Here is a 17,819-nt window from a genome sequence, read left to right on the forward strand (position 1 = left end):
CGATACGGGCCGAAACAGGAAACGTAGATGTTTAATGTAACGAAAAAATCCATGCAGTGGGGCGAAGAGACGCTGACACTGGAAACTGGCAAAGTGGCCCGTCAGGCAGACGGTTCGGTGATTGCGACACTGGGCGAAACCAGCGTCATGGCGAACGTCACCTTTGCACGCCAGCAAAAACCCGGTCAGGACTTCTTTCCGCTGACCGTCCACTACCAAGAGAAATACTATGCCGCCGGTAAAGTACCGGGTGGCTTCTTCAAGCGTGAGGCCCGCCCCACCGAGAAGGAAACCCTGACAGCCCGTCTGATCGACCGTCCGATCCGTCCGCTGTTCGTTCCCGGCTTCAAAAACGAAGTTCTGGTGATGTGTACCGTTCTCAGCCACGATCTGGTCAATGACCCCGATATGGTTGCCATGATCGCGGCATCCGCAGCGCTGACCATTTCCGGCGCGCCGTTCCGTGGCCCGATCGGTGCCTGCCGCGTTGGTTTCGAGGATGGCGATTACGTTCTGAACCCGACCGTCGACGACATGCAGGACCTACGCCTAAACCCTGATCAACGTCTTGATCTGGTGGTTGCCGGTACCAAAGAAGCCGTGATGATGGTTGAATCCGAAGCCTATGAGCTGTCGGAAGAAGAAATGCTGGGTGCGGTGAAATTCGCACACGAGCAGATCCAGCCTGTTATCGACCTGATCATCGATCTGGCCGAAGACGCCGCGAAAGAGCCGTTTGACTTCCAGCCGGTTGACTATTCGGACCTGTCCGCTGCTGTCAAAGCCGCGGGCGAAGACGCCATGCGCGCCGCCTTTGCAATCGCCGACAAGCAAGAGCGCACCGCCGCTGTTGCCGCTGCCCGCGAAACAATCAAAGCCGCGCTGACCGAAGAGCAACTCGAAGACGCGAACCTCGGGTCCGCTCTGAAAGGCCTCGAAGCGTCCATCCTGCGTGGTGACGTGGTTAAAACCGGTAAGCGTATCGACGGCCGTAAGACCGACGAAATCCGCGACATCGTGGCCGAAACCGGCATCCTGCCCCGTACCCACGGGTCGTCGCTGTTCACACGTGGCGAAACACAGGGTCTGGTTGTGACCACTTTGGGCACCGGCGACGACGAACAGTTCATCGATGCGCTGCACGGCAACTTCAAATCCAACTTCATGCTGCACTATAACTTCCCGCCCTATTCGGTTGGTGAAGTTGGCCGTGTCGGTGGCCCCGGCCGTCGCGAAATCGGTCACGGCAAGTTGGCTTGGCGTGCGTTGCAGGCGGTTCTGCCTGCCTCCACCGACTTCCCCTACACCATCCGCGTTGTGTCCGAGATCACTGAATCGAACGGCTCCAGCTCGATGGCGTCGGTTTGCGGTGGCTCCTTGTCCATGATGGACGCAGGCGTTCCATTGAAAGCGCCCGTCGCGGGTGTTGCCATGGGTCTGATCCTCGAAGATGACGGCTCCTACGCGATCCTGTCCGACATCTTGGGTGACGAAGACCACCTGGGCGACATGGACTTTAAAGTGGCAGGTACCGAAGCAGGTATCACGTCGCTGCAGATGGACATCAAGATCGCCGGCATCACGCCAGAGATCATGGAGAAAGCTCTGGCACAAGCCAAAGCGGGCCGTGTGCACATTCTGGGCGAGATGAACAAAGCCATCTCCGGCGCGGGTGAATTCTCTGTCCACGCACCACGCATCGAAACGATGCAGATCCCAACCGACAAGATCCGTGAAGTCATCGGGTCCGGCGGTAAAGTGATCCGCGAGATCGTTGAAGTGTCCGGCGCGAAAGTCGACATCAACGACGAAGGCATCATCAAGATCGCATCGCCAAACGGCGACTCGATCAAGAAAGCCTATGACATGATCTGGTCCATCGTGGCCGAGCCTGAAGAAGGTGCGGTTTACACCGGTACCGTCGTCAAGATCGTTGATTTCGGTGCGTTCGTGAACTTCTTTGGCAAGCGCGACGGTCTGGTACACGTATCCCAGATCGAAAACCGCCGCCTGAACCACCCTTCGGATGTTCTGAAGGAAGGTCAGGAAGTGAAAGTGAAGCTGCTTGGCTTTGACGATCGCGGCAAGGTGCGCCTGTCGATGAAGGTTGTCGATCAGGAAACCGGCGAAGAGATCAAGAAAGAAGAAGGCGAAGCGTAAGCTTCGTTCTTTCAGAAACACGAAAGCTTTGGCGGTATCGCCAAGGCATTCGGTTCTTTCAGATCTCAAATCGCTGACTTCGCAGTAAACGAAGATGCTAAAAATATGGCCGCCTCCTTTTCGGACGCGGCCATATTTGTGTCGAAAACCGGCGGCTTTGCGCTGCCCGCAGCAAGCCTAGGACACCGCGGCGATACCCAGCTCAGCCCGCGATATGATAGCGCCTTTATGCGCAATCACACGACCCGCGCACCGTTGGGCAGCGCCTATCGCGTCATCTGTTGGCATCCCGCGCAGAAGGCACGCAATATAGGCCCCGTTAAAGGAATCTCCCGCAGCGGTGGTGTCGAGGATATTCCCGACAGGTGCGACGGGGAAAGCCGTCATCTGTCCACCCTCTAGGTGGATCGTATCTGCAGGCCCGTTCTTGACCACCACATGCCCGGCCCCCAGATCGGCATAGCGTTTCGCGCTGTCCTGCGGGGTCCGGTCGCCAAAGGCCGTGGTTTCATCATCGAAACTGGGCAGTACAAGATCGCTCAGCCCCGCGGCCCGCGATATGACATCAAGCATCCGGTCTTTATCCGCCCAGAGGTGAGGCCGGATATTCGGATCAAACGCCAAAAACCCGCCTTGCTTTTTATGCTGCACCAAACCGGCCAGCAGTGTCTCTAGGTCGTCAGGCGGCAGGATGGCCAGAGTAATGCCCGAGAGATAGACCACATCCGCCCCTGCCACATCGCGCCAAAGCGAGCCGGGGTGGCGCACCATCATCTGCGCCGCCGATGTGTCGCGCCAATAGGTAAAGCTGCGCTCGGCCCCGTTCAGCTGGATCGTATACAGACCGGGGCGCCGGTCGGCGATGCGTGGCGTCTCCGCGCAGCGGATCCCGCCCGACCGGATAAAGGCCAGCATCTGGTCCGACATAGGGTCCGTGCCAACAGCGGTGTGAAAGGCGACATCCGCATCATCGGCGGAATGCGCCCGCGCGTACCACAGCGCATTGAACACATCGCCGGAAAACCGCTGCCGCCACAGATCATCGCCCGCCGACGACAGTTCGATCATACATTCGCCGATGCCAAGAAGTGATGCCATTATGTCTATCCCGCCTGTTCCGTTGCAACTCTTGTATAGGACAGCGCGGCTAGTGCACCCCTAAGCTCTGCCAGACCTTTAAGGCGACCCAGATAGGAATAGCCCGGATTACTCTTTTGGGACTGTTCGAATGCCAGCAGGTGACCGTGATCGGGACGCATGGGAATGACGCGCGCGGGCGTTGCTGTCTCGGCATCTTGTAACGCGTGCAAAACCGCGACCATATCTGTACTACCCCCAAGCGCTGCCGCCTCATAAAAGCTGCCATCTTCTTCGCGCTGCACATTGCGCAGATGGGCAAAGTGGATATGCGCGCCAAAGCGACGGGCCATTTGCGGCAGATTATTATCGGCGCGGGCACCCAACGACCCCGTGCAAAACGTCAGCCCGTTTGCAGGGCTCGGCACCGCATGGAGGATAAAAGCCAGATCCTGCGCGGTTGATACACATCGCGGCAAACCGAAAAGCGAAAAGGGCGGATCATCTGGATGGATCGCAAGGCGGACCCCCAAGGCATCTGCCTCTGGCACGACGACCTCAAGGAACGCGGCCAGATTGGCCTGAAGGTCGCGGTGCGTCAGGGTTGCAAAACTTTCGATGCCCGCCAGCAGATCCGCGCGCGTAAACCCTTTGGCGCTACCGGGGAGCCCTGCGATGATATTCGCCTGTAACGCGGCAATCTCGGGCTTTGTCATATGCCCCCACCGCATCTGGGCCGCTGCTAGCAGATCGGAGGCGTGGTCGGCCTGGGCGTTCGGGCGCGCAAGGATATGCACGTCGAACACCACGAAATCCACCATGTCAAAACGCAAGGCCTGCCCCTGCCCTTCGATCTCGAAACTCAGATCGGTGCGGGTCCAGTCCAGCAGCGGCATGAAGTTGTAGCAGATCGTCTTGACGCCTGCGCGCGCCAGATTACGCATCGTCTCGACCCATGCCGCGATCTCTGCCGTGGCACCGACTCCCTTCAGCTTGATCGCATCCGGCATCCAGATCGACTCGCACACATCCCAGCTTAGGCCGGCGTCTTCAATCAGCGCCTGAAGGGCCTTGATATCCCTCAGCGGCCAGACCTCGCCGGGGGCGTAGTCGTGCAAGGCGGTCACAATGCCGGTCGCCCCAGCCTGCTTGATATGGGGAAGCGTGACCGGATCAGACGGGCCAAACCAGCGCCATGTTTCTTTCATGGGGTATCCTTTTCAGTCAGAAGCCTGTGCCGTCAGGGTCATTGGAACGACATCGGCATCAGCGTGCGTGGCAACCACAAAGCGATCTGCGGGAAAAGAATGACCAGCAACAAGATCACCAGCATCGGGGCCAGAATGATGCAGACATCCCGCAGCACCTTGACCACATTCATCCCCCCGATCGACGCAGAGATCAGCAGACACAAGCCATAAGGCGGCGTGACCAGACCAAAGGCCAGCGAGATGATCCCGATGATCGCAAAGGCCACCGGATCAATCCCCGCCGCCCGCGCCACGGGCAAAAGCACCGTACCCAGAATGATAATGGTCGGGATGGCATCGATGAACAGACCGAAAAACAAGAACAGCGCCGCGATGATCAGCGATGTGCCGATGACGCCAAGCTCTTGCGCGGTCAGCACGTCTACGATCAAACGCGGCACGTTGTAGAACGCCAGCATCCAGCCAAAGGCCGACGCCGTCCCGATCGCGAAAAGCGAGATCGACGCAAAACGGCCCGTGTCATAAAAGATGCCGCCAAGATCGCGTACCGACACGGTGCGATAGACGAAAACCCCCAGGATCAGCGCATAGCCCGCCGCGATGATCGCGCTTTCGGTGGGGGTCACAATGCCGCCCACGATGCCGCCGATCACCAGAACCGGGGTCAGCATCGCCAGCGCCGCGCCTTTGAACGCAGACCAGAACTGCGCGAATGTGGGCCGCAGGGTGACGGGGTAGTCGTATTTCTTGGCATAACCATAGACCGTCGCCATCAGGGCAAAGCCGATCAGCAAGCCGGGAATGGCCCCCGCCAAAAACAGCGCGCCGACTGAAATCTGCATGACCCCGCCCCACACCACCATGAGGATACTGGGCGGAATGATCACCCCCATCACGGACGAACAGGCCGTGATCGCAATGGCAAAACGGGTGTCATAGCCTTCTTTGACCATCGCGGGGATCAGGATCTTGCCGCAGCCCGCCGCATCCGCTGTGGACGACCCCGAGATGCCGGCAAACAGCATCGACACGGCGACATTCACATGCCCCAACCCACCGGGCATCCAGCCGGTCAGCACGCGGGCAAAATCAATCAGCTTTTGGGTGATCAACCCCGAATTCATCAGGTTTGCCGCCAACAAAAAGAACGGCACGGCAAGCAGGATGAAGGAATTATACGACTGGAACATACGGTCGATGACGATGAAGGGCGTCAGCCGGATATCCAGCATCACAATCGGGATAGTCGCGATCCCCAAGGCAAAGGCGACCGGCACCCGCAACGCCACCAGCAGGATGAAACCGCCCACAAGAATAAGACAGGCAAGACCCGTTGAAACGATCATGATACGGCCCGCCCCTCTGTGCGGTAGACCGCAAATGCTTCGTACAAACGGTAAAGGGCAAAGACCGCCCAAAGCACACCGGCGATCGGGACAGAGATATGCGTGAACATCAGATTTGCACGCATCATGACCGACGTCTGGTTGCCCCCGAATTTGGCGTAATCAATGCCGTACCATGCGAACAACAGCGCAAACCCCGCGACCAACCCAAGCACTAGTGCTTGCTGCAAGAACGCCAGCAGCGGATGCTTGGCACCGGGGATGACCTGAACGTCGAAATGCGTCCCCTCCCACACCGCCAGGGCAGACCCGAGCATCACAACCCATACAAAGATGAACGTGGCCAGTTCTTCGGTCCATAGATAGACGGGGATCACCCCGGTGTAGCGCGCAATGACCTGCAGGCCGACGGGGATCGCCAGTGAAAACATCAGCACCCCCACGACGAAGCGGAGCAAGGATGCGAGCAGTTCCAGACCACGCAGGATCATGTGCTTACCGATCAACTTGAGTGAAAATAAAATCCCCCTCGGGTCGCAAGAACCCAAGGGGGCATCCGCAGGGATTACTTGGCGCGGACCGCTTCAAGCAGGTCCGATGCGCCGATCTCGGCGGCATAGGCATCCTGCACGGGCTCGACCATTTCCAGCATCTTGTCGCGGTTTTCGAATTCGGACACGGTCAGCTGACCGGCATCGACCATCTCTTGCAGCTTTACGCCGTCCTCGCGCGATTCCAGCTCGCGGCCATAGGCCCCTGCCTCTTCGCCCGCTTCAAGTACGACGGCCTGTAGGTCTGCGGGCAGGCTGTTGAAGGTCTTGCCGCTCATCACGATGGGGCGCACGGTGATCGAATGGCGCGTCAGCGTCAGGTTCGGGGCAACCTCGTAGAACTTGAGGTTCTGAATGCTCGCGGCCTCGTTTTCAAACCCTGCGATGACGCCGGTCTGGATGGCGTTGTAAACCTCGTTATAGGCAATCGCCGAAGGGGCCGCCGTCAACGCCGAGAAGATCTGCGCCTGGATCGGCGCGCCCATGACCCGCATCTTGTGGCCCTTCAGATCATCAAAGGTTACGACAGGCTTCTTGGACAGCAGATTGCGCGTGCCCCCGCCGGTGTAGCCCACGATCTTGATATCGGCTTTCTCCAGCAGCTCGTCCTCCAGCGGCGCAAGCACATCGCTGGACAAGACCGCATTCCAGTGGTCCAGATCGCGGAACAGGAACGGCATGTCCATCAGCGGGATGGACGGGGCGAACTTGGCCATGTTGGACGGCGCAAGAATGGTATAATCGATCGCCACACCCTGGTTCAGGAAGGTGACGTAATCGCTTTCAACGCCAAGCTCGCCGTTCAGACGCAAGTCAAACGTCACATCGCCGTCGTATTTCTCGCCGACCAGTTCCTCGAATTTGCGCAAGGTTTTGGTAAAGGCATGTTCCTCATCGAACATGCTCGCGCCCCGCAGAACCGTCTCGGCCTGCGCGGTAGCGGTAAAGAGCGTCGCAGCAACGGCGGCACCCGAAACAAGCTGTGCTGTCTTGGTAAAAAATGACATGGTAGTCCTCCCTGATTGTTGCCTGACCAGATGCGTGCCCGATCAGATTCTCCCTGACGTGAAATATGGTGTTAGTATTTGTAATGCGTCAAGTTTATTTGTAATTATTTGTATACTCCAAGGTTATCAGCGGCTTATCCCCCACGCGCCGCTGCCCCTTGCCGGGTCAAACGACCGGCAGCAGCTCTGCCGGCAGGTCTTGGTAGCAGACGGGGCGCAGGAAACGGCGGATCGCCAGCGTCCCGACCGACGTCGCGCCAAAGTTGGTCGACGCGGGATAGGGCCCGCCGTGGACCATCGCGCCGCTGACCTCCACGCCCGTGGGAAAGCCGTTGGCCAATATCCGCCCCGCCTTGCGCTCTAACACCGGCATCAAGGCCTTGGCGGCAGCGGTATCGCCCGTGTCCATTTGCAACGTGCAGGTCAGCTGCCCGTCCAGCCCTTTGGCAACCGCGGCCATCTCATCCTCATCGGCCACACGCACGACAATACCAAGTGGTCCAAACACCTCATGCGCCAGCGCGTCGCTGTTCAGCCAATCGGTGCCAGAGACCTCGAAGACAGCAGGGGTGACACGACGCGCCTCGCCCCGATCCGAGGAAACGAGGGCGCGTGTACACCCCGCGCGCGCGATACGATCACGCCCGTCAAAATAGGCGTCGGCGATCCCCGCCGTCAGCGTTGTTTGGACAGGGCTGTCGTGCAAGGCGGCGACCGCGGCATCGCGGAAGGCATCGGCACCGGGGCCGTCAGTGACCACCACCACACCCGGGTTCGTGCAGAACTGCCCTGCCCCCATCGTCAACGACGCGGCCCACCCCGCCCCGATCTCTGCGCCACGGGCGGAGGCTGCGGCGGGCAGTACAAAGACCGGGTTAATCGACCCCAGCTCGCCGAAAAACGGAATGGGTTCGGGCCGCTGTGCACATAGATCAAACAGCGCGCGTCCGCCGCGCAGCGATCCGGTAAAACCGACGGCCTTGATCAGCGGATGCTGCACCAGGGCCTGCCCGACCTCTAGCCCGCCTCCCTGGATCAACGAGAATACACCCGCGGGCATGTCGCAAGCTGTAATGGCGGCGGCAATCGCTGCGGCCACGACCTCTGCCGTGCCGGGGTGCGCGTGGTGTCCCCTGACAACCACCGGACAGCCCGCCGCCAAGGCCGCCGCCGTATCCCCGCCCGCCGTCGAAAACGCGAGCGGGAAGTTCGACGCCCCAAAGACCGCAACAGGGCCAATCGGGCGCTGGATCATCCGCAAATCGGATCGTGGCAAAGGCGCGCGATCTGGCAGGGCCGCATCATGGCGCGCGTCCAGAAAGCTGCCTTCAAGGATATGCGTCGCGAACATGCGCAGCTGACCGGATGTGCGCCCCGTTTCACCGCGCAAACGCGCGTCGGGCAGTCCGGTTTCTTGGGTGCCGATCAGGGCCAATGTGTCGATACGGGCGTCAACCTCGTCCGCGATCGCATTCAGGAAGGCCGCGCGATCCTGCGCTGTGGTGGCGCTGTAGGCGTCAAACGCATCCTCGGCAGCCTGCGCGGCGCGGTCTACCAGATCAACGGTGCCGGCGGCGAAAATCCGTGGCTCCCCGTCGGCGGGGTCGGATGAAAATTGCTCTGCCGCGCCGGTCCATTCGCCTGCGATCAGGTGTTTGCCCATCAGTTCCATGCTGCGCTTCCTTTAGGTTTTGTCAAAAAAGCCGGCGGCCGCGTGTATCCGCAGCCGCCGGTCGTGTCGTTGCTAGGAAAACAGCATGCCGCCGTTGATATCGACGTTGGCACCGGTGATGAACGCCGCATCATCCGAGGCAAGGAACACCGCCAGCTTTGCCACATCTTCCGAAGTCCCCTCGCGTTTCACGGGCGAGACATTGGCCACATGGGTCCGCACTTCGGGTTTGGTAAAGATGTTGTGGAAATCGGTATCAATCATCCCCGGACAAAGCGAATTCACACGGATTTTCGGACCCAGTTCTTTCGCCAGACCCCGCGTCAGGGTCATCAGCGCCCCCTTGGATGCGCCGTAGGCCGAGGCACCGGGCCCGCCGCCATCGCGACCGGCCTGCGACGCGAGCCCGACAATCGACGACCCTTCGGTCATGTGGGGCAGACATTCACGCACCATCAGCACAAAGGATGTCAGGTTCACGTCCATGACCGACTGCCAGTGATCCAGCGTCATGTCCGCCATGGTGACCCGCGCGATCAGCCCGCCAGTGACGTGGACCAGCGTATCGACCTGCCCGAATTCCTTGACGGTCTTGTCTACCAGCGCGGCAACATCGGCCTCTTTGGTCATATCGCCCTGCAGCGCGAAGGCATTGCCGCCCGCCGCCTTGATCTCTGCGACGGCGCTGTCGGCCCCTTCAGAGCTTGCCATATAGTTAATCGCCACATTCGCGCCCCGCGCCGCGAGCTCAAGCACGCAGGCGCGGCCGATATCGCGGCCACCGCCGGTTACAATTGCGGTTTTCCCTTTGAGGTCCATGATCGTCTCCTGAATATAAAATTCTGCGGAGGAACCTGACCGAGCAGTGCTCTCCGCGTCTCCCTTCGATGCACAATGGGGTTCAAGGGCGGCGATGCACGCCCAACAACTGCATTATCCGTCCCCTTGCTTAGGGCAAACCTCGGGGCACGACAATACAAATTATTACAACTATGGAGATTGGTAATTCGAGAAGGTCTTTGGCCTCGGCGGAAAAGACCTACAAAACAGTCGATTATGGTCGCAATTAGGCATAAAACCCGACGAAAGTCGCTACAGCCTACGGCACGCCTCTCACCCAAATCTGTTGACAACATCCAAAAATAGTTACAAATTATTACATCTGATTAAAGCCGGGGGGAGGCATACCAATGGACACCACAGAAGACGCATCACAGGGTTGGATGACCTCGGGCCCCGGCGCGCAGCGGCGCATCTTGTGTCAGGACAAAGCGCTGATGATGGTAGAGTTCATGTTCGAAAAGGACGGCGTCGGCGTGCCCCATTCGCATCCCCATGTCCAGACGACCTTCGTGTCCTCTGGCCAGTTCGAATTCACCGTTGGGGGCGACACGCAGATCCTGAACCCCGGCGATGCGTTGATCATCCCGTCGAACGTCGAACACTCCTGCCTGTGCTTGCAGGCGGGGAAACTGCTCGACAGTTTTGCACCGCGGCGGGATGATTTCATGGCGGCCCACGGGCTACCGCTAGAGTAAGCGGTTAGCCTTCGAACACACGGTTCTTTGCATTCTCGACATGGGCGCGCATGGCGGCGCGGGCTTCGGCCTGATCCCGTGCGATGATCGCGGCGAGGATGCGGCGGTGTTCTTGCTGGACAAGCTCCATCCGCTCGCGCGGTTTGCTGAGCGACAGGTTCCGCGTCAGGTTAAGGCCGGTGAGAATGTTCGACTTCATAGAGGTGCGCGCAGTTGCGAAATACTGGTTGCCCGATGCCTCGCAGATCGCCTGATGAAAGGCCTCGTCCGCTTCGACGCCCAACTCCCCTTCGCGAATACAGCGGTCCAGCTCCTTGAAATGGGCGCGCAGCTTGGCCAGATCCGCGTCTGTATGGCGGACGGCGGCAAGGAACGCCGCCTCCCCTTCAATCGCGGCGCGGAATTCGAAGGTGCGCTGGATATCGGCGATGGACCCCACGGGCGCAAAGGTCAGCACCGCCGTATCGGGGCGGCGCTGCACAAAAGACCCGGACCCCTGCCGCGACACGACCACCCCGTCTTCGCGCAGCTGCTTGAGCGCCTGACGCAGCACCGGCCGAGACACCTCCAGCATCTCGCTCATGGCGTGTTCCGTCGGCAGCTTATCCCCGACCGCGGTCTCCCCGCTGGAGATCATCGCGAGGATTTTCTCGTAGGCGTGATCCGCGAGCGTGCGTTCCTTGGCGGGCTTGCCCATGGCGGAACGGCTCGCGTCTGCGCCTGCTACCGGTTGTTTTGTTCCCGCCATGCTTTGAATTCGTCCTTCGTTGCCGGATCTGTCGGTGGGTAAAGCCCAAAAATCGAAGCACCATTTTGCACCATTTCCAGAACGAAGTCTTCGAAAACGGTCATCTCTTCGGTTTCTGACGCTATTTCTGCCACCAGATGCTTGGGGATGCAAACGACGCCTTCATTGTCGCCCACGATAATATCTCCCGGAAAGACGGAAACACCGCCACATGCGATAGGATCATTGATCGCGACGGCGTGGTGTTTGGTCAGGTTTGTCGGCGCACTGGGACGGGTGTGATAGGCGGGCATCTCGAGCGCCGAAATCTCGGGCGTGTCGCGGAAACCCCCGTCGGTGACGATCCCCTTACAGCCGCGCTTCATCAATCGGGTGGCCAGAATACAGCCCGCCGACGCCGCCGTTGAATCGCGCCGCGAGTCGATCATAAAAACGGACCCGGGCGGGCATTCCTCTACGCCCTTGCGCTGCGGGTTGGCCCGATCCGCGAAAGACTCTAGCCCGTCCAGATCCTCGCGCGCGGGAATATAGCGCAGGGTGTAGGCCGGCCCGACCATATTCGGCCCGGGGTTCATACGGTAAGGCCCCTGAATAAAGACGTTACGAAAGCCGCGCTTGAACAATGCGGTGGTCAGCGTTGCCGTGCTGACATGCATAAGCTTTTCAAGGAGTTCTGGCGTCGGTTCAGTCATGGTGAATACTTTCTACTATGGTATTTCGGGCGTTTGGAAAGGCGTGGAAAAGCTCGGCTCATTCAAGCAATGAGGGTAGGAACAGCGACACCGCAGGGACATATGTGACCAGCAAGAGCGCCATCAGAATGGCCAGGTAGAAGGGCCATATGGTCCTGAGCGTTTCCTCGATCTTGACCCTGCCAACGGCGCAGCCGACGAACAGGCAGGTGCCAACGGGGGGCGTGCACAGACCAAGACCAAGGTTGACCAGCAGCATGATCCCGAACTGGGTGGGGTCCATGCCAAGATCGCGCACAATGGGCAGGAAGATCGGGGTGCAGATCAGGATCAGCGCGGCCATATCCATGATCATCCCCAGCACCAGCAGCATGATGTTGATCATCAGCAGAACGGCGATCTTTTCTTCCGAGATGCCAAGCATGAAGCTGCTCAGCTTTTCGGGCACCTGATACAGCGCCAGAAGATAGGCAAATGAACTGGCAAAGCCGATCAGCACCATGACCATCGCGGTTGTGCGCACGGCAGAGACGACGGCGGTTTTGAACCCGTTCCAGTCAAGGCTGCGATAGACGAAATAGGTCAGCAGCAGCGCGTAGATCGCACCGAAGGCACCGGATTCCGTCACGGTGAAAATACCCGACAGCACCCCGCCGACGATGATCACCGCCGTCACCAGACCTGGCAGCGCATGCAGCGACGCAACGCCAACCGCGCGCCAGCCTGGGAAGGGTTCTGCCGGATAGTTGCGTTTGATCGCAATGACATAGGCCGCTACCGCAAGGCACAGACACATCAGCATGCCCGGAACGACGCCAGCGAGGAACAGCTTCGAGATCGAGATCCCCCCGCCTGCGGCCACCGCAAAGATAATCATGTTATGGCTGGGCGGGATAACGATGCCCGCAATCGATGATGTAACGGTCACGTTCACCGCGTAATCGGAATGATAGCCACGTTCCTTCATGACGGGGATCAGAATAGACCCGAGCGCCGAGATATCAGCCACAGCCGACCCCGAAATCCCGCCGAACAACATGCTGGAAAAGATGTTCACCGACGCCAGACCGCCGCGAACGTGCCCCACAAGGGCCGAGGCGAACTTGACCAGACGCATGGCGATACCGCCGTGCAGCATCAGCTCGCCTGCGAAAACAAAGAACGGGATCGCCAGCAGCGAGAAGACAGAGATGCCAGAAACCGACCGTTGAAAGGTGATCAGCAGCGGGAAACCTTCGTACCAAAAGGCAGTCAGCGCAGCGATGCCCATTGCGAATGCGACGGGTATGCCGATCACAACGGACACCCCAAATATTCCAAGAAGGATTGTCAGACCCATGATTAAAACAAACCTTTTTCATGATAGGGGATACCGCGCAGAAGGCAGGCGATCCGAAACACCGCGCGCAGGCCGGCAAAAAGAAAGACAAGCCCGCCGCACATCGCAGCCGACAAGGACCGGAAGCTTTCAGGGACGTTGAGCATGGGGAGCATTGTGCTCCACCCGAATTTCACCAGTTCAATGCTTGCGATCAGCATGATCAGGCCAAAACCGGCGAGGACGATATCGATGACGAGCTTCAGGAAATTACTGACCCGCCAGCCCATCATGTCGCGAAACAGCGTCACCCCGAGATGCGTGTTTTCATGGATCCCGACAGCCGCGCCCAGATAGGTCACATAGCAGATCAGCAAAAGTGCCAGCTGTTCGACCCATGTCGGCGTGACGTTCAAAACATAGCGCCCGAACACCAGCCAGCCAAAGGTCGCGATCAGCACGACGATGGCGATAGAGGCCGCGAGCATGCAAAGAAAACTCAGCCCGTCGAGCGCACGCTCGGTATGCTTCATCCAGAGGGGTGCGTGTTCCACGGCCCTATTCCTTTGTGAGAGAAGGGGTGCGCCCCGTTACAACAGGGCGCACGATTGTCCAGCCGCGCTGATCAGTCAGCGTTGCGGAACAGATTGACGAGATCCGTCATCTCTGGATTGGCCGCCAGATACTTTTCGTAGACGGGCACCATTGCTTCCTGGAACGCCGATTTATCGGCGATCTCGTTCACTTCGACGCCACCGTCCATGATGATCTTCATCGACGCTGCCTCGCGTTCGCCCCAGAGTTTGCGCTGCAGATCGGTGGAGTTCTTACCGGCGGTTTTCACGATCTCCTGCTGTTCTGCTGTCAGACCGTCAAAGGTCTTTTTGCTCATGCACAGACATTCGGGAATGATCAGGTGCTGGGTCAGCGAGTAGTATTGCGCAACCTCGAAGTGGCTGGTGGATTCATAGGAGGGCGGGTTATTCTCTGCCCCGTCCACAACGCCGGTCTTGATCGACTGGTACACTTCGGCAAATGCCATCGGTGTGGCGTTGCCGCCCATGGATTCGATCATGCCTACGAACAAGTCGTTGTTCATCACGCGCACTTTCATGCCTTGCACGTCTTCGGGCGTATTGATCGGCTTGACTGAATTATAGAAAGACCGCGCGCCTGCGTCATAGTAGCCAAGGGGGACGATCCCCTTTTCCTCCAACGCTTCCCCAAGTGCGGCACCTGGTTCGCCGTCCATCAGTTCATACATCTGTGGCACGCTTTTGAAGACAAAGGGCAAGGACACGACGTTGGTCGCAGGCACGGCCTGACCCATCGGCCCAAGGCTGAATACACCAAAGTCCATGATCCCAAGACGAAGCTGTTCAATCGCGTCAGGCTGCGAGCCCAGAACACCGGCGTGGAACACCTTGCCTTCAATCTCGCCACCCGTTTTCTCGGTGACCTCTTCCATGAAGGCTTCCATGCCGTGCGATACGGGGTAGTCTTCAACGTGGATGTTCCAGCCGCGCCAGTCCTTTGCCTGTGCCGTGACTGGCATGACCGCCAGCGTCGATGCGGCTGCAATCGCGAACGCACCACGGGTAATGATTTTGTTTAGTTTCATATTTGTTTCCTCCCAAAGACAAATTATTGCAAAAGTGATCACATGGGTTACAAATATTTACAAGTAGTTTTTTTAGAGATTTAATGGCTCAGCGCCCGCGCCTTTGCATCCAAGGATATGATGTCGACGAAAACTTGCATAATGATAACGGGTTAGCCGAGACAAAGAGATGCGGCTATCAATCACGGGATAGATGATGCTCCCCCATGCTTACCTGACGGGACAGCTCTAAAGTTGTTCACCACAGTTAGGCAGACAGCGAAACCGCATCGCCTGTCTTTCACCCTTCGGGCGCGGACCGGCCAACACATCGAAAAGGATAAATCACATGACGAACGCGACTTCCGACCAGACAACCAAACTGCAAGCAGGTGCCTTCTTTCCGATGATCGAGGTCCCCAAGTTCGGCGGCGGCACCATGACGATTGGCGGCGCGACCGATGGCTGGACATTATTCATCGTTTACCGCGGCAAGCACTGTGGCCGCTGCAAAAACTACCTCAACAAGCTGGAACAGACCTATGCCAAATGGGAAGAGGCGGGTTTCTCGGTGAAATGCGTATCGGCCGATCCGCTAGAGAAAGTCAGCGATGATGTGGATCGTTTTGGTTGGACCTTTGACATCGGGTATGATCTGCAAGAAGCCGACATGCGCGCCATGGGGCTTTACGTCAGCGATCCGCTGTCCACGCAGGAAACCGACCGCCGCTTTGCAGAGCCCGGTATTTTCTGTCTGCGCCCGGATGGCACGACGCAGATTATCGCCATCTCAAACGGTCCGGCGGCCCGCCCTGATTTGGACGAATTGCTGGATGGAATGATATTCACGATCAACAACGCCAAACCCGTTCGGGGCAACGCCTAAACCTGAAACAACCCCGCGGTACTTCCCGCACTGGAGCTGACATTGACCAAGATAAACCCGAAGGATCTCCGCTCTCGCCAGTGGTTTGCCAATCCTGATGATCCAGAAATGACCGCTTTGTACCTTGAACGGTATTTGAACTACGGTCTGACGCGTGAAGAGCTCCAGTCGAGCAAGCCCATCATCGCGATTGCCCAAACTGGCAGCGATTTAAGCCCCTGCAACCGTCACCACCTAGAACTGACCAAGCGGGTCCGCGATGGGATTTTGGCGGCGGGTGGCACACCGATTGTTGTGCCGGTGCATCCCATACAAGAGACCGGCAAGCGGCCTACCGCGATGCTTGACCGGAACCTCGCCTATCTGTCCTTGGTGGAAACGCTTTTCGGATATCCGCTGGATGGTGTGGTGTTGAACATCGGGTGTGACAAAACCACGCCGGCGCTGCTTATGGCTGCCGCAACGGTGGGTATTCCGGCCATCGCGCTGTCGGTCGGCCCGATGCTGAACGGCTGGCACGAGGGCAAGCGCGCAGGATCAGGCACTGTGATCTGGAAAGCGCGCGAAAGGTTGGCCGCGGGCAAGATCAATAACGACGAGTTCATGGAAATCGCCGCCGCCTCTGCGCCCTCGGTCGGGTACTGCAATACGATGGGCACGGCGACGACCATGAATTCTCTCGCAGAAGCGCTTGGCATGCAGCTGTGCGGCGCAGCGGCCATCCCCGCCCCCTACCGCGAACGCGGGCAGATCAGCTATGAGACCGGCAAACGCATCGTCGACATGGTGTGGGAGGACCTGCGTCCCGCCGATATCATGACCCGCGCAGCTTTTGAAAACGCCATCGTCATCAACTCGGCCATCGGTGGATCGACCAATGCACCGATCCACCTGAATGCGATTGCGCGTCATCTTGGGGTGCCACTGGATAATGACGATTGGCAGTCGATCGGCCACGACATCCCCTTGATCGTCAACCTCCAACCCGCCGGAGAATACCTTGGCGAAGACTACCACAGGGCGGGTGGCGTCCCCGCCGTCGTAGGAGAGCTTCTTGCCGCCGGCCTTCTTCCCCATCCGCAAGCGATCTGCGCAAATGGTCGCAGCATGGTAGAGAACTACGGCACCCTAAGGTCCAGCAATACAGATGTGATCCGCACCCTCGACACCCCGCTGCTAGAGAAGGCCGGGTTTATCAACCTCAAGGGCAATCTCTTTGATAGTGCGTTGATGAAAACCAGCGTGATCAGTGCCGACTTCCGTGCACGCTACCTATCCCGCCCCGACGATCCCAATGCGTTTGAAGGGCGCGCGGCCGTGTTTGATGGGCCGGAAGATTACCACCGACGCATAGACGACCCCGCCCAAGGCATTGACGGCGATACGATCCTTGTAATGCGCGGTGTCGGGCCAAAGGGCTATCCGGGCGGGGCCGAGGTCGTGAATATGCGCCCGCCCTCCTATCTGTTGAAACAGGGCATTACCGCCCTGCCCTGCATCGGAGACGGCCGGCAATCCGGGACCTCTGGTTCGCCCTCGATCCTCAATGCCTCGCCCGAGGCAGCAGACGGTGGCGGTCTGGCGATACTGGAAACCGGCGACCGCATTCGCGTTGATCTTAATGCGTGCACCGTCAACGTCATGTTAGATGCCGAGGTATTGGGCAACCGCCGCGCCAAATTTGCAGGTGGCGACGGCTATCCCGCACCGGAAAGCCAATCCCCGTGGCAGCAGTATTTCCGCGAGATGGTACAACCATTTGATCGCGGCATGACACTGCGAGATGCGGAAAAGTACCGGGATATAGCAGGCAAAACCTTACCGCGCGACAACCACTAAGTCGCGTCGAGGGTCGGGCGCGGCAGAGTCGAGGGTCGGGCGCGGCAGAGGTGCGTGCGGTAAAAGCCGGCACGCACGATCAGGCGGCAGAAATCAATCAAAGCCCTTGTTGCCGAAACGTAAATATCCCCGAAACGAAATACTGCCGCCCGATATACTCGGGCGGCAGTGCTA

General features: G+C 58.9%; 16 protein-coding genes. 4 read left to right on the plus strand and 12 right to left on the minus strand.

The features are described from left to right. The first annotated feature begins 27 nt into the window (after positions 1-27). The gene (gene pnp, locus GLP43_RS00930; protein WP_237277842.1) at positions 28-2,160 is read left to right on the plus strand and encodes a polyribonucleotide nucleotidyltransferase; all 2,133 of its coding nucleotides are present in this window, start codon (positions 28-30) and stop codon (positions 2,158-2,160) included. A 177-nt stretch (positions 2,161-2,337) separates the two neighbouring features. Here the strand turns inward: pnp and GLP43_RS00935 are convergent, their stop codons facing one another. The 7 genes from GLP43_RS00935 to GLP43_RS00965 all read right to left on the minus strand — a co-directional run bounded on the left by GLP43_RS00935 (position 2,338) and on the right by GLP43_RS00965 (position 9,843). Then, positions 2,338-3,258 (minus strand): sugar kinase, encoded by a 921-nt coding sequence (locus GLP43_RS00935; RefSeq protein WP_237277843.1) that lies wholly within the window; start codon positions 3,256-3,258, stop codon positions 2,338-2,340. Positions 3,259-3,263: 5 nt separating this feature from the next. Beyond that, positions 3,264-4,445 carry a mannonate dehydratase gene (gene uxuA / locus GLP43_RS00940; protein WP_237277844.1) on the minus strand — a complete coding sequence of 394 codons (1,182 nt, stop codon included), beginning with the start codon at positions 4,443-4,445 and terminating at the stop codon, positions 3,264-3,266. A 38-nt stretch (positions 4,446-4,483) separates the two neighbouring features. Further along, positions 4,484-5,794: a TRAP transporter large permease gene (locus GLP43_RS00945; RefSeq protein ID WP_237277845.1), complete on the minus strand. Its 1,311-nt coding sequence runs from the start codon at positions 5,792-5,794 to the stop codon at positions 4,484-4,486. Next, complete coding sequence (locus GLP43_RS00950; protein ID WP_237277846.1) at positions 5,791-6,285, minus strand: TRAP transporter small permease; 495 nt, start codon at positions 6,283-6,285, stop codon at positions 5,791-5,793. Before GLP43_RS00950 ends, GLP43_RS00945 begins: the two co-directional genes overlap by 4 nt. A 74-nt stretch (positions 6,286-6,359) precedes the next feature. Beyond that, the gene (locus GLP43_RS00955; RefSeq protein ID WP_237277847.1) at positions 6,360-7,352 is read right to left on the minus strand and encodes a TRAP transporter substrate-binding protein; all 993 of its coding nucleotides are present in this window, start codon (positions 7,350-7,352) and stop codon (positions 6,360-6,362) included. Between the two features lie 166 nt (positions 7,353-7,518). Further along, on the minus strand, positions 7,519-9,024 hold the full coding sequence (locus GLP43_RS00960) for an aldehyde dehydrogenase (NADP(+)) (RefSeq protein WP_237277848.1): 1,506 nt from the start codon (positions 9,022-9,024) through the stop codon (positions 7,519-7,521). Between the two features lie 72 nt (positions 9,025-9,096). Then, the gene (locus tag GLP43_RS00965; protein ID WP_237277849.1) at positions 9,097-9,843 is read right to left on the minus strand and encodes an SDR family NAD(P)-dependent oxidoreductase; all 747 of its coding nucleotides are present in this window, start codon (positions 9,841-9,843) and stop codon (positions 9,097-9,099) included. A 371-nt stretch (positions 9,844-10,214) separates the two neighbouring features. Here GLP43_RS00965 and GLP43_RS00970 point away from each other — a divergent pair, with 371 nt between their 5' ends. Further along, entirely contained in the window at positions 10,215-10,562 is a 348-nt protein-coding gene (locus GLP43_RS00970) for a cupin domain-containing protein (protein WP_184583892.1), read from the plus strand. 4 nt (positions 10,563-10,566) lie between these two features. Here the strand turns inward: GLP43_RS00970 and GLP43_RS00975 are convergent, their stop codons facing one another. The 5 genes from GLP43_RS00975 to GLP43_RS00995 all read right to left on the minus strand — a co-directional run bounded on the left by GLP43_RS00975 (position 10,567) and on the right by GLP43_RS00995 (position 14,941). After that, positions 10,567-11,310: a FadR/GntR family transcriptional regulator gene (locus GLP43_RS00975; RefSeq protein ID WP_237277850.1), complete on the minus strand. Its 744-nt coding sequence runs from the start codon at positions 11,308-11,310 to the stop codon at positions 10,567-10,569. Further along, a complete protein-coding gene (locus GLP43_RS00980) occupies positions 11,286-12,002 on the minus strand; it encodes a ribonuclease activity regulator RraA (RefSeq protein WP_005848951.1) in 717 nt (238 codons plus the stop codon). Before GLP43_RS00980 ends, GLP43_RS00975 begins: the two co-directional genes overlap by 25 nt. Before the next feature lie 58 nt (positions 12,003-12,060). Further along, positions 12,061-13,341, minus strand: coding sequence for a TRAP transporter large permease (locus tag GLP43_RS00985; RefSeq protein ID WP_005848953.1), 1,281 nt, complete (start codon positions 13,339-13,341; stop codon positions 12,061-12,063). A gap of 2 nt (positions 13,342-13,343) precedes the next feature. Continuing rightward, positions 13,344-13,874, minus strand: coding sequence for a TRAP transporter small permease (locus GLP43_RS00990; protein WP_237277851.1), 531 nt, complete (start codon positions 13,872-13,874; stop codon positions 13,344-13,346). Between the two features lie 71 nt (positions 13,875-13,945). After that, positions 13,946-14,941, minus strand: a complete 996-nt coding sequence (locus tag GLP43_RS00995) for a TRAP transporter substrate-binding protein (protein WP_237277852.1) — start codon at positions 14,939-14,941, stop codon at positions 13,946-13,948. Between the two features lie 328 nt (positions 14,942-15,269). Between GLP43_RS00995 and GLP43_RS01000 the strand changes: the two genes are divergently transcribed. Both GLP43_RS01000 and GLP43_RS01005 read left to right on the plus strand, forming a co-directional pair. Next, positions 15,270-15,806, plus strand: a complete 537-nt coding sequence (locus tag GLP43_RS01000; protein WP_237277853.1) for a redoxin domain-containing protein — start codon at positions 15,270-15,272, stop codon at positions 15,804-15,806. A gap of 108 nt (positions 15,807-15,914) precedes the next feature. Beyond that, complete coding sequence (locus tag GLP43_RS01005) at positions 15,915-17,645, plus strand: IlvD/Edd family dehydratase (protein ID WP_237277854.1); 1,731 nt, start codon at positions 15,915-15,917, stop codon at positions 17,643-17,645. Positions 17,646-17,819 lie beyond the last annotated feature (174 nt).

Origin of the sequence: Sulfitobacter sp. M39 (genome assembly GCF_021735935.1) — a bacterium.
Classification (GTDB): Bacteria; Pseudomonadota; Alphaproteobacteria; order Rhodobacterales; family Rhodobacteraceae; genus Sulfitobacter.